Origin of the sequence: Maledivibacter halophilus, assembly GCF_900167445.1 — a bacterium.
Classification (GTDB): domain Bacteria; phylum Bacillota; class Clostridia; order Peptostreptococcales; family Caminicellaceae; genus Maledivibacter; species Maledivibacter halophilus.
The window spans coordinates 840,628-860,843 of the sequence record NZ_FUZT01000001.1 but is presented as its reverse complement, the minus strand read 5'-3'; the positions used below and the strand labels follow the sequence as shown (position 1 = coordinate 860,843).

Below are 20,216 nucleotides of genomic sequence, written 5' to 3'. Positions count from 1 at the left end.
AAAGGGTTGATATAACAAATGACGAATATGAATAATACAAAAGATTACGATCTCACTAATGCATATGAAATAGCCAAGTTTATAAAAAATGCCAAAAAAGCAACTCCAGTGAAAATATATATCAAAGGAGATTTGTCATCTGTAGAAGACGATAATATAAAAATATTTGGAATGGGCAATTTTTGGGTGTTATTTGGTGAGCATAATGATATTGCTTGTTTTCTAAGGGAACACTCTTCTTTGATAAAAGATTATGTCATAGAAAATGATAGAAGAAACTCTGCTATTCCTTTATTGGACCTAAAAGAAATTAATGCTAGAATCGAACCTGGTGCTATTATAAGGGATAGAGTAAAAATTGGTAAAAACTCTGTTATAATGATGGGAGCAGTAATAAACATTGGGTCAGAAATCGGTGAAGGCACCATGATTGATATGAATGCTGTATTAGGTGCTAGAGCCACAGTTGGAAAAAATGTACACGTTGGAGCTGGTGCTGTTTTAGCAGGAGTACTTGAGCCTCCTAGTGCAACTCCAGTTACAATAGAGGATAATGTTATGATAGGAGCTAATGCTGTAATATTGGAAGGAGTTACAATTGGAGAAAATTCAGTAGTTGCAGCAGGGTCAATAGTTACTAGAGATGTACCTGCAAATGTAGTTGTTGCTGGTACTCCAGCTAGAATAATTAAAGATAAGGATGATAAAACTATTGATAAGACTCAAATATTAGATGATTTAAGAGGATAAAAAAAGCGGCTATATGCCGCTTTTTTATAGTTGTAAGTTCCAAATTCTAAGTTCTAAGTAGGATTCAAGTCATTTTCTTAAGTACTATTCTAAAGGAAACCAAAGCTCGTTTAAAAGCTTAGACCTTTAAACTTAGAACTTACAACTATAAAAGTACCTGCAGCACCTTTAATTAGTCTACAAACGCAAAAACATAAGGAATATTTCTATAATAATCCCCATAGTTTAAACCATAGCCTACAATAAACTTATCTGGAATTGTAAATCCAACATAGTCAGCCTCAAGATCTACTTTTCTTCTTGATGGCTTATCTAACAAAACACAGCTTTTAACGCTATTGGGATTTTTGCCTTTTATATAATCAATAACAAACTCCATTGTTATACCAGTATCTGCAATATCATCGGCTATTAAAACATCGTATCCTTTCAAGTCTTCTTTTATATCGTACAAAACTCTTACTTTTCCAGAGCTTTCTGTAGAATTACCGTAGCTAGATGTGGCCATAAATTCTATTTTGACAGGTATGTTAATCTCCCTAACTAAATCAGCTGTAAAAATGAAACTTCCTTTTAACAAGGAAATTACTAGTAATTTCTTTCCTTCATACTCCCTAGATATTTGTTGTCCTAATTCCTTAACTCTTTCATTAATATCTTCTCTGGTAAATAAAACTTCTTTTCGTTTATTTTCTATCTCCATATTAGAATTACCTCCAATTTATATACATCTATAATTCATTATTCTAATTAATATTTATTAAGTTGTCAATTATAGATAAGTGAATAAAAAAACAAGCCTACCTCACTGAAGGCTCATTATTCTATATGTAATATATTTAATATAGTATATTCATTAATTCAGCTTAATATAATTAAGAAATAAAAATACAGTATGGTTTGAAAATAAATAAGTTAATATTTAAAATCACATATCTACATAAACGCCTGTAGCGTTTTTTATACCAACCTCAATAGCTCAACTTTGTTATACAATTGCTCAACTTTTTTCCTGTCTACGTATCCAATCTCTTTTTCCAATGCATTTGCTGTACCACAGGCAACACTATATTTTAGCATTTCTTCTAAACAATAGTTCCTAATCATAGCAGTGGCTATTCCTGCCACTAGAGCATCGCCTGAACCTACTGCATTTACCAATTTAATATTTGGAGTCTTTACCTTAAAGACTTTTTCCTGAGTGGCAAATATAGCTCCTTCACTTCCCAATGAAATTACTACCAGCTCAACCCCTTGCTTACATATATATCTTGATTCATGAACTATTTCGAATTCATTTTTTAAACCATAACCAACTAAATCTCTAAGCTCTTGAATATTTGGTTTTATCATGTAAGGCTTAGCTTTTATAGCTTCCTCTAAATACTTTCCAGATGCATCTATAATAGGTATTACCTTATTATCCTTAGCTATTTTCACCATATCTCTATATATGGTCTTAGGTACCCCTTTGGGAACGCTTCCTGAAGCAATTATAATTTTACTATATTTTAATATTTTAATATATTCCTTAATAAATGTTGTCAACTCTGACTTTGTAACAAAAGGCCCTTCTTCATTAACAGTGGTTTCTGTTTTATTAATAGGATCAATAATAGCAGTAAAGTTCCTTGATTCTCCTTTAATACTTACAAAAGAAGTGGAAATCCCTAGTTTTACCAATTCCCTTTTTATATAATCACCTGATAATCCGCCCAAAAAGCCAGTTGCATTTATTTTTTCTCCTAATATAGAAGCTGTCTTAGCAACATTAATTCCTTTTCCTCCCACTGTAACAGTTACATCATTTACTCTATATTTATTATCTGGTTTAAAATCATTTATTATATAGGACCTATCAACAGCTGGGTTTAAAGTTACAGTAGTAATCATTTTTATCCCTTCTTTATAAAAAAGTTAATTTTTCTCATCAGTATTTTACCATTTTGTTCACAAAATTAGTTATACTCTAAATATTGTTTATATATCTTACTACTTTTAAGAATAAAAGCCAAGTAGTATTATACATTATACAAGTATGAATGTAAAGCTTTGCTTTTATACTTCTACAAATCCACAGCTTATACCTTTCATACAGATAATCAAACTAAAATCATGGGAAATTAATCTGTAGGAATTTAAATATTTTGATATATATTAAGGTTTTACTCTTTAAACCCTATATAAAATTACCATGATTTCAATGGATTATTATGAGAATTTAAATAACCCTCTTACTTATCATCCTTATCTAAATTCAGCTTATCTAGCCTATATAAAATATTTTTAATTTCTTTTAATAAAATTACTATTTTGTTTAAAGTATACTGAATTGAAGACAGAATAATCAAAAGGACAAAAGCAGCAATAAATTTATAATACATATTTTTTCCTCCAGTTATATAAGTATATAAACTTGAGATAATGATATAATTAAAATTTGGAACAGTTCAATAATTTATAAGATAGTTATAGAATTTTTTACTTGAGTAAATTGCATAACTCTAACTTGGCAAAATTGCATAATATATGTAGTGTATCTTTGTAGATTCTAAGACTATATATAGTAGATAGTTTTTGCTGAAGGTAATTATGCAATTTGCTCACTTAAGTAAAAATCCCTCTAAGAATTGTTTTTTAAACCATATTAGGCCTTTATTATTTTATCCTAAAATAGCCATAAATATTTTTAGTGCGTTATTTATATTTTACTCTTTCTAAGTATTTTTTCAAGTATTTGTTTGCATTTGCTACAATAAAAGGTACAAAAGTCACAATAATTATTTATTGGAGAAATTATATAAATTTTTTTAGTTCCTTTATTCAAAAACAAAATCATATCTTCCCTTAAATATTACTGGATTCAAGGAAAAATATGATTCTTTAAACTTATATATAGGATTATTTTCTTACTCATCTTCCATCTTATTATTCTCTTCAGGAAAAACCTTCATCTTCGATATGGAAACCTCATATGCCGTTTTCTTTAATACTTTATCATCTTCTGTCTTTTTCTGATATTCCCTACTCTGAATTCTACCCCAAATTTTTATACGATCACCTACATTCATTTTTTCAGAATATCTTGCATTTCTTCCCCATGCTATACATGGAATATAATCAGATTTTCTATAAGGCCTATTTACTGCTATTAGCATATCTGTTATCTCTCTTCCAAATGGAGTGGTTCTATAAACTGGGTGTTTACATATAAATCCATCTAAAAATATTTGATTTGGATTTATAATGTTTTCTGAACTTTCTTCACATAATTCTCTAGCAAATATTGTTAATATTAATTTATTATTCCCATCTACAATTTTATTATAAGACCTTAATTGCCCTTCTACCCTATATTTTTTTTCATGTTCGAAATTCAAATTTACTATTAACCTTTCTGAAATTGTTATGGGTAAAATATCATCATGATTGCTTAATCGAGGTATTCTAAGTTTAAAACTATAAAACCCCTCACCATATACTTCATGGCTAAATTCCAAATCAGAACATGGTATTCCAATAACAGCAGCTACATTATTTTCAAATACTCTCAAATCTCTAGCCCCCTTACGCTCCTTATAATTCTTTGATTCTTGTGTTGTTGGGTTATATATGGTAAAACAGAATAAAGAAATACATTTATTTCAAATAACCCTTAATCAATCTACAAATATATTTATTCTACTTTCCTAAAAAATAGAACAGAAGTTTCAAAATTTAGTCAAAATTCTTTGTATCCACTCTATATATTATTTGCCTGATACTTTCTACTGGTATTTCATATATAAGGGCTATACCTATTAGTGCTAGAAAATCATATATATTAAAATCATCATAATATCGTATCTTAATTGGAAACTCCATTTGTTCAATCTCATTACCTCGAAGAGTTGTTAGTCCTCTTTGTATGCAACAATTAAATGATATAATTTCATCAATGTCTAAGCTAGATGCCGTTATAGTAGATTTTGATTCCAATCCATAGGTTATAATAATTTTGTCTTGTAAACTATCAAAATAGTTATTTAACGCTCTATTCTCTGAATTAATAATACATGTTCCATTTCTTCTCAACTTATTTAATAAACCTTTTTTTATAGCACAAATTTCCTTATCCAGTTTATTTTTATCATTTCTTTGATCGTCTATTAAAGCATCTATTTTAAATTCACCTATTAATTTGTACAATTTCTCAATCTGAAAATTATCTAAAATAATATAATCTATTTTTTCTTCCTCTACAAAAAATTTTTTAATACTATTATCATTTATTGACTTTTTTTCAACAACATGTTCATTGATTTTAATAAGTGAATCATTTATTAAAGCCACATTGTATCCAATTTGTTTTAATAATATAAATACTAAATTACTAATCATAGTATTTCTGTGGTCTGTAACTATACCAATAACTTTAACTATGCTCATCTTTTCAACTCCTAAAAATAAGTAAGAAAATTGCATAATTAGCTTTTGTAAAAAACTAACTATAGTGAAATTATATCTAACTATCTTTGTAGTATTATAATTTCTCTATAATCCTATATTTATGTATATAAGATAAGGCTAATAAAACAACTTAAATAGCCAGTGTTTTTTAATCTTTTGAACCATCTATTTTCTTTTGTTTTCCTGTATGATCAATATAAAAATTATCCTTCATTATTATTTCTGAAATTGGAACTATTTCATAACCATTTTTTTGGAGCCTCTCAATTACAAGTGGTAAAAATTCTAAAACATATTTAGCATTATTATGAAAAAGAACAATTGAGCCATTTTTTACATTTCTTGTTATTCTATCGACTACAGGTTCTACTCCAAGTTCCTTCCAATCTAATGAATCCACATCCCATTGGATGGTATAGTATCCACATTCTTTAGCTGTTTCTATAAGGGTATTATTATAATCTCCAAATGGAGGTCTAAAAAGATATGGTTTTTTTCCAGTTAAATTATAAATTTTTTCACCTGTTTGATTTAGTTCCTTGACAATTTGCTCCTTAGATAACTTTGACATATGGGGATGTGTTGAAGAATGATTCCCTACATCATGACCTTTTTCATTAATCTTTTTTACCATATCAGGATATCTATCGACCCAAAACCCTACTAAAAAAAAGGTTGATTTAACATTATATTTGTCCAATGTATCTAAAATCCCATCAGTATATCTGTCACCCCAAGCAGCATCAAAACTTATAGCTACTTTTTTCTCTTCCGTCTCAACAGAATATATAGGAATTAATTTATTTGGTGCAATTGTCTCCATAACTTTATAACTAATATCATTAAAGAATACTATGCTTAATACAATAATAATAAAAACTATAATAGTTAAGACCATACGCCTTTTAGAAATCACCAAACACCTCATAGTATACCTCCTTGTATCTAGCTTATATATTAAATTTATTCTTGAAATATTTTATTATTCTATATGTTTTGGAAAAAAATAAAATAACCCACTAAATAATAGCGGGTTATTACTGAAATATAAAATATCATTTTATTTAGTTTCTTCTAATTTATATGTCCTCAGTTTTCTTTCTCCTAGACCTTTTTCATTTATAAAGTCACTCTTGGATTCTGGAATTGTTACTGTATCTTTATCACCATCACTTATATATCTCTTTTCTGGGTGCTTATCAAAATACTCAAGCCAATATCTAAGTCCAAATTCTTCAGAGCTTCCATGTACACGGTTTATATACTCATAATCAAACTCCTTGTGAACAGAAGAATGCTCAGGATTAGCACCAACAGCTAAAGCACCAATATTGTTATATTCTATTCCCTCAAAGGAACCTTTATAAAGATATTTTCTTGTTTCTTCATCCTTTGGCCTAGCTCCATATGGTAATGACAATGTGTTAACCTCATAATCCGGTAAATATTGTTTTATAAATTTAACATTTCTAGCCAAAGTTCTTTTAATTTCCTCTTTAGACAATGTACTTAATTTGTCATGACCAAAACTATGATTTCCAATGTCCATTCCTCTTTCAACAATATAATTAAGCTTATAGTCAATTAAATTTTTTTGTCTAAAGGGATTTTCTCCATATATATAAAAAGTAGCTTCAAGTCCAAAATCTGGATATTTTTTATTAAATTCTTCTAAAATACCAATAGCACTGTTAGGGTCGATCTTCTTTTCTCCATTTTCCTCTATAACATTAAAATCACTCAAGTTTCCGTCATCAAAGGTCAAAACCACAGGCGTTTTTCCCGGTTCTACATCAATATTATTATTAATATAATCCTCTAAACTAACAGGTCTATAGCCCTTTTCATATAAAAGCTTTAAGTCTTCTTTAAAATTTTCTATTGATCTTATATATTTTTTTTCTTCATCTCCAAGGGCATGATACATAATAACCATTACTTGTCCTAATTCATTAGGTTTAATTTCTTGAAGATTTATTTCTTTGGACTTGCTATCTTCATGTTCATCGTTGTTAGTACTATTTTCATTAGATTGTGAAGCTTTTAAATTTCCATTATTTTCATTTTGCTCCTTCTTATCTTTATCATTATTTTCCACAAGCTCCTCTGTTTTTGTATCATTGTTTTTGCCATTATTTTCAACTTTATTATCTACTTTTATAGTTGAAGCTGTACAGCCTGTAAATAAAGTTACTGATAGGATTATTGCTATAGTATGTTTTATATACGTTTTCAAATTAATTCCTCCTATGTTTTTTAAGTATTATGAATATATTCACTAATAATTCAAAAACTATTATTATCCCAGATGTTTTGTTAAGTATTTTGGGTTAAAATTTAATAAAATAATTAAACAAGCTTCTAAGGGAGTGTTTGTCTTGTCAATTATTCGAAGTCAATATACAAATATTAAAGGAAAAAGAACAGAGCTTGGTAGAAGAACTTTTAAAGAAGAAGATAGACATTGGCATAAAGAAGCAAAGTCTCAAAAAGCTCAACTTGAAAGTTCTCATAACCACGGCATTCGTAAAGATGTCAAGGTAAAGATGAACAGAAAATTGACTTAAAGCAAGTTTTGATAAAGGCCTCGATTCTAATTTTTTTAGAATCTGGCTTTTATCTTTATTATCTAGACAAATTACATAATTACCTTCTTAAAAACTAAATTGAGGATAATATTTTCATACGCAATTTCCTCATCTAATTATTTTAGTTCCCCTTGGACAACTTTTTATACAAAGGCCACATACAGCTCCTCTTCCAATATGTTTATAATGACTTGACATATGCTGACTACATGCCTGTGGATCTACAAGCTCTTCACGTCTTATACCTGGATACCAAATATTTCCTTTAAGTGCAACAGCAGGACAAGCCTCAACACATTTATTGCAATTTCCACATTTAGAAGATGTTATAGGAGAATCGTAGGATACCTCCATATTAGTCAGTATAGTTCCAAGTCGTATTCTTGGTCCAAATTCATCTGTTACGAGGCATGCATTTTTACCTATCCATCCAAGTCCAGCCCGCGTGGCAGCAGTTCGATGTTGAAATATCCCTTGGTATTTACTACCATTAACATTAACCGACTGGGAAGCAGGAACTGGCATTGCTAAAAATCCCCAATTTTGTAATTTTGAAATTCCACTTAGAATTATCTGATCTATCCTAAAATTTACTGTTCTATAATGGTGAAAATAACTGTGGGTAGGCTCATTATCAATTTCATTAATTATTTCATCTGATAATCTGAAAGCTAAAGATACTCCAGTTTTTAAATGCTTATATTTAGCTGGTAAAACATCTTCCAGATAACCAAATCCTACTTTGCTCGCTCCCAATTCTATAAGCATATCCTTTAATTCTTCTTTATAATTCATTTTTCCCTCCAACATACTTTATATTATATATAAATACCAAATTCTAACCTCTATTAATCACAATTGCCATCTATTTATATTCTACTATATTTTTCACAATTTTTTTTTACATTTTTTTAACTAAATTATTATTTTTATGTTTCTTTACTAAATTATAAATTTATAAGTTAAAATTACTAACATAATCGTTATTTAATTTGGTTAAATTAATAATGCAACACAAATAATTTAAATCTTATTTTAAGATGATAGTGTTGTTTATCTATAATAATATAAAAGGAGGATAATCAATGGCACGTAATAAAGCTGTAGTTCCTGAAGCTAGAGCAGCATTAAATAGCTTCAAGCTAGAAATTGCTAACGAATTAGGTCTAGCAAATTATGATAATATGGATAAAGGAAATCTAACTTCTAGACAAAATGGTTATGTAGGTGGATATATGACTAAGCGTCTTGTTGAAATGGCAGAAAGACAAATGTCTGGAGGAACTAAATAAAATTAGTAATTTTTAAAAAAGACTGTAACACCCACGATGAATTGTGGGTGTTACAGTCTTTTTTAAAAGGCTAAATTTTAATATATATACATTGCTTATATCTATTTTACCCCTCTATATCATTTTAGATGAATGAAACCAATAAATATGATATAATTTATTAAGTGAGGAAATTGCATAAATACATAGTGCTTAAAGCATTATTTCAATTATATATAGTGAAACAATCTCAAAACTTAATTTATGAATCCTAAAAATATTAATGTTGCTGTAATTTTTTTGATGTGTAAATTAACCTTTCAATTTGTTTCACTGTAGTATGCAAATTCCCCAAATCTAAAGTTTAAAATCCTCTTATCTGAAGCTTAATATCTATATTATAAATCTGATATTAAACTTAGATTATTTTAAAACTTAAGGTGTGGTGGTAAAATATGTTTGCTAATAATACTAAAGTGGAAGCTGAAAACAAACTATTACTTTTATATATCTTGAATAAATTTGAAATTGCCATTACAAATAATCAGATAACTGATTTTATTATGGAAAATGAGTTAATGAATTATTTTGTGCTTCAGCAGTTTTTGTCCGAGCTGGTAAATACATCATTATTAGAGTACACTCAAAATGAAAAACACTATTACTATTTAATAACAGAAAAAGGTAAGGATACTCTTAATTATTTTAAGGACAGGTTATCTGATAATCTACTTAATAGGATAGATACAGCAATAGAAAATAGAAAAAAAATTTTGTTAAAGGAAACACAAATTTCTGCTAATTATAAGAAAAAATCAAAAAATGACTACTTAGTAGAACTTAAGGTTATAGAAAATGATATAACTTTAATTGACCTTAAGTTAGATGTAGTATCTAATAAACATGCTAAAACAATATGTGATAATTGGAGAAATAAAGCTCAAGATATATATGGAGAGATAATTAAACTACTAATTAATTAATTGGAACTTTTTTATAATTACCTCTCGCCAAAACTGCTTGTATATCTATCTTTAAATGCATAAAATCCCTGTGGGCTCTTTGCCCACTTTTATGTTTTTGATTAAATAAAATCTTTTTAAATCAATAATAGATACAGAATTATCACCTATATTACTTGATATAATATATTTATCTTGACTGTCTATTTCTATACTAAGGGGCATCTTACCTACATTGATGCTATCAACAATCCTTTTTTCCTTTAAATCTAAAATTGAAACAGTGTCTAGTTCCATATCGGTAATATACAAATATTTTTCATTTAATCCACAGGCTGCATCCATAGGGGTTTTTCCAATTTCAATTTTCTCCTCAACCTTTAGCTGCCTTGTATTCAATATTGTTACGCTTCCCTTTCTTAAACTAGAATAATTAGTATTTACAATATATAACTTCTCCCCATCCCTGCTAAGGCACATATGATATGGATTTGAATTTACATAAATATTCTTTTCTCTTTCATTGGTTAAAGTATTAATAACAGATAGGGTATTTGTTCTAAAATTGCATATGAAAAGATAGCTTCCATCACTGCTTAGCTTTACATCATGAGGCATCTCACCAACAGGAATCTGAGCTTGTAAAGACATTTTTTTTGCATCTACTACTGAAATAGAATTCGAATCTTCGTTTGCTATATATAATAAATTACTTTTTTTATTTAATGCTAAATGACATGGATTGCTTCCTACATAAACTGTATCTATTACCATATCAAGAATCATATCGTATTTACAAACACTTGAATTATAACAATTTGATATATAAAGATATTTATTACTTATATCACCCACCATATGATGAGGTCCAAAGGAGTTTTTGAGGAATATCTTTCCTACCTCACGTAAGCTTATTAAGTTTATAATTGAAAGTGTATCATCACCAACATTAGAAATAATAGTTGTTACTGGGTTTATATTCCTCATTAAAATACCTCCAAAAAAAAATATTAGAACCCTTATCTTAATTACTATAGTATGAAAATTTCTACTGTCATGTGATTTTTTAAGCAAAAAAAATAGTGGATAATCCACTATTTATCCTTAGTAAGTATAGTTCTTACATCTCCTATCATATATAACGAACCACAATATAAAATTAAATCATTTTCTTTAGCTAAATCCAACGATTTATTCACTGCACTGTTTATATCTTCATAGGCATAAACATCCTTGCTAAAAAATTTGATCTTTTTTTCAAGCTCATCAAGGGAAATTGCCCTTGGATTATTTGGTTTAGTTATAACAACCTTATGGCATAGTGGAATAATCTCACTTAGTATACCATCAACGTCTTTATCCCCCAAAACTCCAATAACTCCTATTAATCTATTGTACTCAAATACGTCTTCTATAGTCTTCTTTAAAGCCTTGGCACCATGAATATTATGGGCTCCATCAATTAAAAGGGTAGGATTTCTTCTGAGCACCTCAAGTCTGCCAGACCATTTTGTATTTTTAAGTCCATTTCTTATGGACTTTTCTGAAATATCGATTTCATAGTACTTCTTTAAAGCTTTTATACATGTAAGTGCCACTACTGCATTGCTAACCTGATGTTTTCCCAATAACCCAATTTCTAAATCACAATATTTTTCATCAAATAGATTAATATTAAACTTTACACCAAATTCATCATATTTTTCTATTTCAGCTTCTTCAATTGGTACAATCAATAATTTTGATCCCCTATCACCAGTAACTTTTTCTATTACATCCATAGCCTCCTTTTTTTGTGGATGTGCCACAACAATGCTGTTATTTTTTATAATACCAGCCTTTTCAAAGGCTATTTTATCTAAGGTATCACCTAGATATTCTGTATGGTCAAGGGCTATTGGTGTTATTACAGAAACTAAAGGAGCAGGTATAACATTTGTTGAATCAAGTCTTCCTCCCAAACCTACTTCAAGTACTACATAATCGGTTTTTTCTAGTTTATAAAAAAGCATGGCTATTGCAGTTACTATCTCAAATTCAGTAGGGTGAGACTTACCCTCTGATAACATAATATCTACCTTTGACTTTACTATCTCAGTAACCTTAGCTAATTCCTTCTCAGGTATATTTTTCCCATTTATTCTTATTCTCTCGGTAAACTCCTCGAGATAAGGTGATGTAAATAGGCCTACTTTATAGCCCTGTTCTACAAGAATTGAGCTTATAAATGCACAGGTTGATCCTTTCCCATTAGTCCCTGCAACATGTATAAATTTTAAGTCCTTATGAGGATCACCCATAAGCTTAAGTAAATATTTTATATTATGCAAACCAAGCTTGCTACCAAATTTATAAGTCCCATGAATATATTCTAAAGCTTCATTATAATTCAATATTAATCCCCCTATCCATATAAGCCCAGCAAAAAAGCTGGGCTATAATACTACTTTAGCTTATTTTTAGTATACTCCAATCTTTCTAATACTTTATCATACATTTCCTGATACTTATCTTTTTTCTCCTTTTCTTCTTCAACTAATTTAGAAGGGGCTTTATTAATAAATCCTTTATTAGATAACTTTTTATTAACTCTATCCAGCTCTTTCTCAAGTTTAGTTTTTTCTTTTTCCAGTCTTTCAAGTTCCTTTTCAAAATCCACAAGATCATCAAGGGGAATAAATATTTCTCCACCATTTATAACAGCCGATACCGCATCCTCGGGTATATTTATCTTATCTTTCTTAATTATTACTTCTGAAGCACTAGCCAATGTCATTAGATAACTCTTGTTTTCTACTATAGTCTCAAATACATCTTCATTGGCCACAATAATAACTTTCGCTTTTCTAGATGGAATTACATTCATCTCTGCTCTAATATTTCTAACGTTCTTAATTGCATCCATGATTAATTCCATATTTTTCTCTTCTTCTGGCTTTATTTTTTCCCTATCTGCACTTGGCCAATTGGCTACTATTACATGATCTTTGATATCTGGTAAATGAGTCCATATTTCTTCGGTTATATAAGGCATAAATGGATGAAGAAGCTTTAATATATTTTCTAATACCTCAGTTAGTACATCCTGAGCCGTACGTTTAGAATCAAAATCTTCACCATACAATCTTGGTTTAACCAACTCGATATACCAGTCACAATATTCATTCCAGATAAAATCGTATAGCTTACTAGCTGCTATTCCAAGTTCAAATTTTTCAAGATTTGTTGTTACCTCATCAGCAAGTGTATTTAATCTTGACAGTATCCATTTATCAGAAAGAGTCAGCTGCTTTTCATACTCTTGATTTAACTCTTCAGAGTCTAAATTCATTAATACAAATCTAGACGCATTCCATAACTTATTGGCAAAATTTCTACAGCTTTCTACCCTTTCTATGAAGAATCTCATGTCATTACCAGGACTATTTCCTGTTGCAAGCATAAATCTTAAAGCATCAGCTCCATACTCATCTATTATTTCTAATGGATCCACACCATTACCTAAGGATTTACTCATCTTTCTTCCCTGGGGATCTCTAATTAGACCATGTACAAATACATGCTTAAAGGGAACTTCTTTCATTTGTTCTAAGCCAGAAAATACCATTCTAACAACCCAAAAGAAAATAATATCATATCCAGTAACTAAAACGTCGGTTGGATAAAAATACTTTAAATCCTCTGTTTCCTCAGGCCAACCTAATGTTGAAAAAGGCCAGAGGGCTGAACTGAACCAAGTATCTAAAACATCTTCATCCTGTCTTATATTCGATGAATTACACTTAGTACACTTTTGTGGTTTTTCCCTACTAACCATTAATTCTCCACAATCATTACAATAATATGCAGGAATTCTATGTCCCCACCATAATTGTCTTGATATACACCAGTCTCTAATATTCTCTAGCCAATGTGAGTATATTTTAGTAAATCTTTCTGGTACGAATTCCACATCTTTGTTTTCAGCAGCTTCAATAGCCGGTTTTGCCAGTTCTTCCATTTTTACAAACCATTGCTCTGAAAGTATTGGCTCAACAACAGTATTACATCTATAGCATGCTCCTACATTATGATCATGCTCTTTTATTTTAACTAAGTATCCTTCAGCCTCTAAGTCCTTTACAAGCTCTTTTCTACACTGATACCTATCCATACCTTCATATTTACCAGCGTTTTCATTCATTGTTGCATCTTCGTTCATTACATTAATTTGTTCAAGATCATGTCTAAGACCTACTTCAAAGTCATTTGGGTCATGAGCTGGAGTTATTTTAACTGCACCAGTTCCAAATTCCATTTCTACATATTCATCTGTTATAACTGGAATCTCTCTATTTACTATTGGCAATATAAGTGTTTTACCTACTAAATGCTTATACCTTTCATCTTCAGGATGTACTGCTACCGCTGTATCACCTAGCATTGTTTCTGGTCTAGTGGTTGCAATCTCAATATATTCATCACTATCTTTAACTGGATATTTTACATGCCAGAAAAAACCTTGTTTTTCTTCATGTTCAACCTCGGCATCAGACAGTGATGTCTTACAATCTGGACACCAATTTATTAATCTATTGCCTCTATAAATATATCCTTTTTCATATAATTTGATAAATACTTCTGTTACTGCTTTGTTACACCCTTCATCCATTGTAAATCTTTCACGTTCCCAATCACATGAGCTTCCAAGCTTTTTCATTTGCTCAGTAATTCTATTTCCATATTCTTTCTTCCAATCCCATGCTCTATTTAAGAACTCTTCCCTACCTATTTCTTCCTTTGTTTTTCCTTCTTCTTTATAGATTTTTTCTACTACTTTTACCTCAGTAGCTATACTTGCGTGGTCTGTTCCTGGAAGCCATAAAGCAGAATAACCCTGCATTCTTTTCCATCTAATAAGTATATCCTGCAATGTCTGGTCTAGTGCATGACCCATGTGAAGCTGTCCAGTAATATTAGGTGGTGGCAATACTATAGTATAAGGCTCTTTATCATGATCTATTTCAGCTTTAAAATAGTTCTCACTCATCCACATATCATATATTTTTTCTTCAAATTCTTTAGGATTATATTTGGTTGCTAAATTTTCTTTTGTCATGTTACCATCTCCTTTAACTCATAATTTATTTAAATTGCTGTGGTACCTGATACTCTTTTCTAACACTTACCCCATCCTGTATTCTCATTTCGTTTATATCAGGTGCATCAGTTAACTTTACAGACCTAATTTTAATATCCATTCGTATTCCCCCCCACACAGTAGTTTCAAGTTCCATATTCCAAACAAATAAAAAAGCCCCTTCATCCACAAAGGGACGAAATGGCTTGTTTCGCGGTACCACCCTATTTTCAGTATATAACCAACACTCTAATATCTATAACGGGATATCCCGGCTAAATCTACTCATCTTCAATTCAGCATCTCAGAAGCTACCTTCAAAAGCAATTATCATAGGAAATCTTCCAGCCTTCGAATTTCCCTCTCTAGATGTTTTGCATTCCTACTCCTCTTCTTCACTGATTTTATACAATTTTTTATTTATTATATATATATAATAAATAAAAGTCAAGTATATATCTTGTTTTAAAAATCTATATAAAAGTATTTTGTTTTAATTCCTTAAATTGTAATATATATTTTATTAAAGCAAATAGAGCAAATATGATTGCCAAAGAGATCGGTATTATACTATAGGGCAATTTAAAGGCCATGTATAAAATTGCTATGTAAAAACTCACAGTGGCAATCTTTCCAAATTTGTTTGCTGGAATAACAATTTTATCTTTTTTGTAATAAAGAAATATTCCTCCTAAAATCATTAGAATCTCTTTTAGACCAACAATCATAATTACCAATATCGGTAAATAATTTTTAATAGTAAAACATATAAGTACAGTAATGAGCATTAATTTATCAGCTAATGGATCCATTGCTTGTCCCCACTTTGTTATTAAATTATATTTTCTCGCAAAATAACCATCTAGAACATCTGTTACTCCTGCTAAAATAAAAATATATGTTGCATAAATGATGCTCTCTTTAGCTTCACTAAAAAAAACATAAATAAATAGGGGCACCAGTAAAAACCTTATAGTTGTTAAAATATTAGGTAGATTCATATTTTTCTCCTTTATTTTGGTTAAAGAAGTAAATTAGGATTATATAACTTCCTAAAACAATATTTTACATGTTTAGCAAAAGAATTTCAACTTTCTTTCTACTATTATATGCTATTATTAATCTAATGTACATAATCTATCAGTAACTATTAAGGGTTTTCCCTCCCTTAAATTATGAGCAGCTACAACTTCCCCAATAAATGCAGTATGATCTCCCACTTCAAATTTATTGACTAAAGTACATTCCAAATTAACTAATGCAGACTTTATAAGGGGTGATGATATCAAATAGGGCTTCATTGTTTCTATGTTCCATTCATTAAATTTGTCTACATCATAAGCTGTTTTTGTCCCACAAAATAAAGCTAAATCTTCCAATTCCTCTCCTATTATTGCTACATTAAATTCCTTAGCTTCACTTATTAAGTTATGAATATATCTCTTTGATGAAACACTGATCATTATAAGAGGTGGTACATTTGAAACCTTTGTTATCCATGCAACAGTTGTAGCATCTCTTCTTTCACCATTTTCACATGTTACAATTGCCACAGTATTGGCTATTTTCTTTAATGCTTGTTTAAAACTTTTTTCTTTTGTATTCAACTAAATTCCCCCTTTTATCATTTAACTAATCTTAAAGAATACCTCCTTTCCAAATAAGTTATCAATTCTTTTACCATATCATAATAATTTCTATTTAAAACACTCCAATCCCTGTGATAATTTGCAAAAATATATCTTTTTACACTTAGTGAAGGCATATGAGGATTTCCTAAAAAGTCTGAATGGTCCTTATAAAGACATAATCTAGTAATCCTCCCCACCCCTTTACTTAAATCTTCAGGATTTATACCATTTTCTACAGCCTCCTTGTGAACCAATGCAAACCATGCATAATTATCTATATTACCTCTTATATACCCAAACTTATTACAATTGCTATCAATTTTTATTTCATAATTATAATTAGACATTCAAATCCCTCCAAAATGTCCTTGCTATATATAACCAAATTTAAAATATAATGTAAATTTCATGAAAAATAGTAAATAGATCGCATTTTTCTATGAAATTTATGATATTTGGTTATATTTAAAATGTCTATGAACTATTTATATATAATATTCTTCTCTTCAGCCAAAAGGTTATTCATAAAAGATACAAAAAGAGTAATTTTTTTAAATTACTCTTTTTGTATCTTTAAGAAATTCTACCTTCTTTTGCGTCAATTCATCATACATTTTGTTGTCTATCTTTCCACTTTCAAGGAGCTTATCACAAAGCTTAATAAAATCTTCCACTATATCTACCAATTCTTCACGCATTTAGCAAACCTCCATATTTAACCTTTTTAGAAATTATATGCTAATTTTCTACAATTTATACTTCTATTTTTAAAATCCAATATATTTTTTTTAAATTGATTGAGATAATTATTCATTTCCCTCACTTAATAAACTCTAAGGTTACTTATCTAATCTCTAGAATAAAATATTATGTATGGGGTAAATATTTAATATATAAATCATAGAATAGGAGGTGCTCATATGAAAATTTATACCAAAACCGGCGATAAAGGTAAAACAAGCCTTTATGATAATACTAGAGTTGATAAGGATTCAATTAGAGTAGAAAGCTATGGAACAATTGATGAATTAAATTCTTCACTTGGATTTGCCAAAAATTTTATAGAAAATGAGAAAATCAATGAAATCATATTACAGATACAAAGATCCTTATTTAATGTGGCTGGAGAATTAGCAACAAAGAAAAAGGGGAATTTCCCTGAAAAAATCAATGATGAAAATGTTAAGGAATTGGAGAAAATAATTGATGAATATTTATCAAAAATGAATGAAAATCAAAAATCTAAGTTTATAATTCCTGGAAGTAATAAAAGCAGTGCAGCACTTCATCTTTCAAGGACTATATGTAGAAGAGCAGAAAGACGAATAATTACATTGTCTCGTACTGAGGAGGTAAGCTCAATATTAATTAAATATGTAAACAGACTATCAGATGTTATTTATACACTGGCAAGATATTTAGAAGTGAACTTAGCATATGTAGATTTTAAAAAATAGTAAAACGTTAAAAATATATAAAATTTTACAAATCGAAAGTAGAGACTTTGGTCTCTACCTTCGATTATTTTTTTCATCTTCTATTCTTATTATACTTGTCATTAAAAAATACTTTTCTTTTTCTTTATTATCCTTCTTTTGATTTTCATAGCTCAAATCTTTAATATAGTTTTGAAGATCTATATATTGCTTTTCATTTAAATATAAATATGATGACGTTATAAACCCATCTTCAAGATTTTCACTTTCTTTAAGATTCTCATCGGACTTATCTGATTGAAAAGAATCTAATTGTTCAATAAATATTCTTTTAGCATCATCAAAAACATTTGAAAACAACTTTTGAGTCTTAGTTAAGAAATCTTTAAACATTGGCATTTCATAATCACAATTTTCTATTCTAAAAAACTTGGCAGTAGGATTATAATATTTAGCAATGATACCTTTAATTTCTTTAGTATATACTAGCTCTAAAATATTTGCCTTTTCAAGCTTTTTCACATGGTAATGTACCTTTGCAGGAACTTCCCCCATTTCATCAGCTATTTGCTTGACAGTAGCAGGTTCTCCTAACTCTTTAAAGCATCTTATTATTTGCATTCTATATGGGTCTGAAAAAGCTTTAATTTCTTCTAATGTAGTTAAAGTTTTCATTTTTTCCATAAAATATCACCTCCATGTTAAGCCTTCAATCTAAAAACAACAAAAATATTATTATAATTTGACTCTTCATGACAGTTCTCATATCGGGGTTTTTAATATTAATTGAGGAAATTGCATAACTCTAATTTGGCTGGGTTGCATATGCGAATATTATCCTTAATTTAATTATTTAGAATTAAATATATTTCGATGGTATGGCTTTGAAGATTTTAAAACTATATGTAGTAAATAATTTTTTAGGAAGGTAATTATGCAATTTGCTCAATTATAAAGATAATCAAATTAAGTCTTAAAGTTGCTTATTCTTATATAAAATCTATCTTATTAAAATATTTTTTACGTTAATAATATTTTAAAGTTATTATTATTTTTTTTCAATAGTATTTTAAGATTTTCAATAAAAAAAGAAGGACTAATTTCCTTCTTATATTTGAATTCTATTTTTCTCTCACATTGAGTCTTCCAATACCTGTATCAATATCTATTTCAAGTTTTTTTTCAGCTTCATCATAATTTGGAGATATATATTTATCTCCTAGCTTTCTCCATCCCAAATCATGAATATTAGTATTTTTTAGCCCACCATTAATTTGAATTTCAGTCCCAAGATTTTCCGGTATAGTTATCTCAAGATTTGATATTCCACCCTCAATATCAACCTTTGTTTTTTCTTGTTTATCTCCAAACAATAAGTTTAAATTAGATACTCCCATATCTATATCAAGTTTTTCTACTTTTAGATCGGTAAAATCCATTGTTCCATTTATTGCACCTGTGTCTATATCCAAATTCCATAGCAAAGTTTCATCTATTTCCAAATCATAATCATAGTCTTTTTTGTCACCAAATCTAATAAAATCGGACCTTTGCTCAATATCTATATCCACATTGGTGTTATCATTGCTAAATCTTACTTCCTTTTTAACTTTAGAATTAGGTATTTTAGCTCTTAATAACCTATCTCCCGTTGACTTTATTTTTATATTTCCGCTACCTAATTGAAGTTTTAATTTTCCCTTGGTAGTTTCTGCACGTTTTTCAATGTTTATATTTGAATTCGAATCTAACACAATATCATTTTCAAATCTGTATTGATTATAAAATCCAAATAAAATTATGATAACAAAAAATATCCCCCAAGTTATATACCTTATAAACTTTTTGGATTTAAAAATAATATTAATACCTATTACGATAAGTATTAATGGCCATAACTGAAACATCACATCTAGAATTGACCAGTTTATAATCCCAAAGTTCATTAATAGCCAAAAGATACCTATACATATCAATATTAGTCCGCCTGTCAGACCATTGCTCCTCAAA

22 protein-coding genes and 1 other annotated feature are annotated in these 20,216 nt (G+C 29.1%); of the genes, 5 read left to right on the top strand and 17 right to left on the bottom strand.

Translation table 11 applies throughout. From position 1 onward, the window contains the following. The first annotated feature begins 27 nt into the window (after positions 1-27). Positions 28-750 (top strand): 2,3,4,5-tetrahydropyridine-2,6-dicarboxylate N-acetyltransferase, encoded by a 723-nt coding sequence (dapD, locus tag B5X81_RS03875; RefSeq protein WP_079489609.1) that lies wholly within the window; start codon positions 28-30, stop codon positions 748-750. A 172-nt stretch (positions 751-922) separates the two neighbouring features. Here the strand turns inward: dapD and hpt are convergent, their stop codons facing one another. From hpt to B5X81_RS03845, 7 genes are all read right to left on the bottom strand, one after another. Then, positions 923-1,453: a hypoxanthine phosphoribosyltransferase gene (gene hpt, locus B5X81_RS03870; protein WP_170917265.1), complete on the bottom strand. Its 531-nt coding sequence runs from the start codon at positions 1,451-1,453 to the stop codon at positions 923-925. Positions 1,454-1,710: 257 nt separating this feature from the next. Next, positions 1,711-2,643 carry a 1-phosphofructokinase family hexose kinase gene (locus B5X81_RS03865; protein WP_079489493.1) on the bottom strand — a complete coding sequence of 311 codons (933 nt, stop codon included), beginning with the start codon at positions 2,641-2,643 and terminating at the stop codon, positions 1,711-1,713. Between the two features lie 341 nt (positions 2,644-2,984). Next, the gene (locus tag B5X81_RS27275) at positions 2,985-3,134 is read right to left on the bottom strand and encodes a hypothetical protein (protein ID WP_170917264.1); all 150 of its coding nucleotides are present in this window, start codon (positions 3,132-3,134) and stop codon (positions 2,985-2,987) included. 525 nt (positions 3,135-3,659) lie between these two features. Then, positions 3,660-4,304 (bottom strand): single-stranded DNA-binding protein, encoded by a 645-nt coding sequence (locus B5X81_RS03860; protein WP_079489492.1) that lies wholly within the window; start codon positions 4,302-4,304, stop codon positions 3,660-3,662. A 163-nt stretch (positions 4,305-4,467) separates the two neighbouring features. Continuing rightward, positions 4,468-5,178 carry a UDP-N-acetylmuramoyl-tripeptide--D-alanyl-D-alanine ligase gene (locus B5X81_RS03855; protein WP_079489490.1) on the bottom strand — a complete coding sequence of 237 codons (711 nt, stop codon included), beginning with the start codon at positions 5,176-5,178 and terminating at the stop codon, positions 4,468-4,470. A gap of 169 nt (positions 5,179-5,347) precedes the next feature. Further along, positions 5,348-6,127, bottom strand: a complete 780-nt coding sequence (gene pdaB, locus B5X81_RS03850) for a polysaccharide deacetylase family sporulation protein PdaB (RefSeq protein ID WP_079489489.1) — start codon at positions 6,125-6,127, stop codon at positions 5,348-5,350. Positions 6,128-6,259: 132 nt separating this feature from the next. Next, complete coding sequence (locus tag B5X81_RS03845) at positions 6,260-7,435, bottom strand: polysaccharide deacetylase family protein (RefSeq protein WP_079489487.1); 1,176 nt, start codon at positions 7,433-7,435, stop codon at positions 6,260-6,262. Between the two features lie 142 nt (positions 7,436-7,577). On the opposite strand from B5X81_RS03845, the gene B5X81_RS03840 reads away from it, so the two are divergent. After that, the gene (locus B5X81_RS03840) at positions 7,578-7,766 is read left to right on the top strand and encodes a hypothetical protein (protein ID WP_079489486.1); all 189 of its coding nucleotides are present in this window, start codon (positions 7,578-7,580) and stop codon (positions 7,764-7,766) included. 129 nt (positions 7,767-7,895) lie between these two features. Here B5X81_RS03840 and B5X81_RS03835 read toward each other — a convergent pair whose 3' ends face one another. After that, entirely contained in the window at positions 7,896-8,582 is a 687-nt protein-coding gene (locus B5X81_RS03835) for a 4Fe-4S double cluster binding domain-containing protein (RefSeq protein ID WP_079489484.1), read from the bottom strand. 290 nt (positions 8,583-8,872) lie between these two features. Between B5X81_RS03835 and B5X81_RS03830 the strand changes: the two genes are divergently transcribed. Together B5X81_RS03830 and B5X81_RS03825 are read left to right on the top strand one after the other, a co-directional pair. Then, a complete protein-coding gene (locus B5X81_RS03830) occupies positions 8,873-9,079 on the top strand; it encodes an alpha/beta-type small acid-soluble spore protein (protein ID WP_079489483.1) in 207 nt (68 codons plus the stop codon). 434 nt (positions 9,080-9,513) lie between these two features. Continuing rightward, the gene (locus B5X81_RS03825; RefSeq protein WP_079489481.1) at positions 9,514-10,041 is read left to right on the top strand and encodes a DUF4364 family protein; all 528 of its coding nucleotides are present in this window, start codon (positions 9,514-9,516) and stop codon (positions 10,039-10,041) included. Positions 10,042-10,092: 51 nt separating this feature from the next. Here the strand turns inward: B5X81_RS03825 and B5X81_RS03820 are convergent, their stop codons facing one another. The 7 genes from B5X81_RS03820 to B5X81_RS27270 form a co-directional block, all read right to left on the bottom strand. After that, the gene (locus tag B5X81_RS03820) at positions 10,093-11,007 is read right to left on the bottom strand and encodes a YncE family protein (RefSeq protein WP_079489480.1); all 915 of its coding nucleotides are present in this window, start codon (positions 11,005-11,007) and stop codon (positions 10,093-10,095) included. Positions 11,008-11,114: 107 nt separating this feature from the next. Continuing rightward, complete coding sequence (locus B5X81_RS03815) at positions 11,115-12,413, bottom strand: bifunctional folylpolyglutamate synthase/dihydrofolate synthase (RefSeq protein ID WP_079489478.1); 1,299 nt, start codon at positions 12,411-12,413, stop codon at positions 11,115-11,117. A gap of 50 nt (positions 12,414-12,463) precedes the next feature. Beyond that, positions 12,464-15,118 (bottom strand): valine--tRNA ligase, encoded by a 2,655-nt coding sequence (locus B5X81_RS03810; protein WP_079489477.1) that lies wholly within the window; start codon positions 15,116-15,118, stop codon positions 12,464-12,466. Between the two features lie 210 nt (positions 15,119-15,328). Continuing rightward, positions 15,329-15,547: a binding site (T-box leader), on the bottom strand. A 65-nt stretch (positions 15,548-15,612) separates the two neighbouring features. Beyond that, positions 15,613-16,140 carry a CDP-diacylglycerol--glycerol-3-phosphate 3-phosphatidyltransferase gene (gene pgsA / locus B5X81_RS03800; protein ID WP_079489473.1) on the bottom strand — a complete coding sequence of 176 codons (528 nt, stop codon included), beginning with the start codon at positions 16,138-16,140 and terminating at the stop codon, positions 15,613-15,615. A 117-nt stretch (positions 16,141-16,257) separates the two neighbouring features. Next, positions 16,258-16,746, bottom strand: a complete 489-nt coding sequence (locus tag B5X81_RS03795) for a flavin reductase family protein (protein WP_079489472.1) — start codon at positions 16,744-16,746, stop codon at positions 16,258-16,260. Positions 16,747-16,763: 17 nt separating this feature from the next. After that, complete coding sequence (locus tag B5X81_RS03790) at positions 16,764-17,117, bottom strand: hypothetical protein (protein ID WP_079489470.1); 354 nt, start codon at positions 17,115-17,117, stop codon at positions 16,764-16,766. Positions 17,118-17,321: 204 nt separating this feature from the next. Further along, a complete protein-coding gene (locus B5X81_RS27270; protein ID WP_170917263.1) occupies positions 17,322-17,468 on the bottom strand; it encodes a hypothetical protein in 147 nt (48 codons plus the stop codon). A 222-nt stretch (positions 17,469-17,690) separates the two neighbouring features. On the opposite strand from B5X81_RS27270, the gene B5X81_RS03785 reads away from it, so the two are divergent. Then, on the top strand, positions 17,691-18,227 hold the full coding sequence (locus tag B5X81_RS03785) for a cob(I)yrinic acid a,c-diamide adenosyltransferase (protein WP_079489468.1): 537 nt from the start codon (positions 17,691-17,693) through the stop codon (positions 18,225-18,227). 54 nt (positions 18,228-18,281) lie between these two features. Here B5X81_RS03785 and B5X81_RS03780 read toward each other — a convergent pair whose 3' ends face one another. Together B5X81_RS03780 and B5X81_RS03775 are read right to left on the bottom strand one after the other, a co-directional pair. Continuing rightward, complete coding sequence (locus B5X81_RS03780) at positions 18,282-18,890, bottom strand: winged helix-turn-helix domain-containing protein (protein WP_079489467.1); 609 nt, start codon at positions 18,888-18,890, stop codon at positions 18,282-18,284. Positions 18,891-19,327: 437 nt separating this feature from the next. Further along, positions 19,328-20,215, bottom strand: a complete 888-nt coding sequence (locus B5X81_RS03775) for a LiaI-LiaF-like domain-containing protein (protein ID WP_079489465.1) — start codon at positions 20,213-20,215, stop codon at positions 19,328-19,330. Position 20,216: the final 1 nt, after the last annotated feature.

Coding starts and splice junctions, on each gene's coding strand:
- dapD (WP_079489609.1), top strand. CDS start 28: ATGAATAATACAAAAGATTACGATCTCACTAATGCATATGAAATAGCC.
- B5X81_RS27270 (WP_170917263.1), bottom strand. CDS start 17,468: ATGCGTGAAGAATTGGTAGATATAGTGGAAGATTTTATTAAGCTTTGT.
- pdaB (WP_079489489.1), bottom strand. CDS start 6,127: ATGAGGTGTTTGGTGATTTCTAAAAGGCGTATGGTCTTAACTATTATA.
- B5X81_RS03785 (WP_079489468.1), top strand. CDS start 17,691: ATGAAAATTTATACCAAAACCGGCGATAAAGGTAAAACAAGCCTTTAT.
- B5X81_RS03825 (WP_079489481.1), top strand. CDS start 9,514: ATGTTTGCTAATAATACTAAAGTGGAAGCTGAAAACAAACTATTACTT.
- B5X81_RS03865 (WP_079489493.1), bottom strand. CDS start 2,643: ATGATTACTACTGTAACTTTAAACCCAGCTGTTGATAGGTCCTATATA.
- B5X81_RS03855 (WP_079489490.1), bottom strand. CDS start 5,178: ATGAGCATAGTTAAAGTTATTGGTATAGTTACAGACCACAGAAATACT.
- B5X81_RS03835 (WP_079489484.1), bottom strand. CDS start 8,582: ATGAATTATAAAGAAGAATTAAAGGATATGCTTATAGAATTGGGAGCG.
- pgsA (WP_079489473.1), bottom strand. CDS start 16,140: ATGAATCTACCTAATATTTTAACAACTATAAGGTTTTTACTGGTGCCC.
- B5X81_RS03820 (WP_079489480.1), bottom strand. CDS start 11,007: ATGAGGAATATAAACCCAGTAACAACTATTATTTCTAATGTTGGTGAT.
- B5X81_RS03810 (WP_079489477.1), bottom strand. CDS start 15,118: ATGACAAAAGAAAATTTAGCAACCAAATATAATCCTAAAGAATTTGAA.
- hpt (WP_170917265.1), bottom strand. CDS start 1,453: ATGGAGATAGAAAATAAACGAAAAGAAGTTTTATTTACCAGAGAAGAT.
- B5X81_RS03780 (WP_079489467.1), bottom strand. CDS start 18,890: ATGGAAAAAATGAAAACTTTAACTACATTAGAAGAAATTAAAGCTTTT.
- B5X81_RS03790 (WP_079489470.1), bottom strand. CDS start 17,117: ATGTCTAATTATAATTATGAAATAAAAATTGATAGCAATTGTAATAAG.
- B5X81_RS27275 (WP_170917264.1), bottom strand. CDS start 3,134: ATGTATTATAAATTTATTGCTGCTTTTGTCCTTTTGATTATTCTGTCT.
- B5X81_RS03830 (WP_079489483.1), top strand. CDS start 8,873: ATGGCACGTAATAAAGCTGTAGTTCCTGAAGCTAGAGCAGCATTAAAT.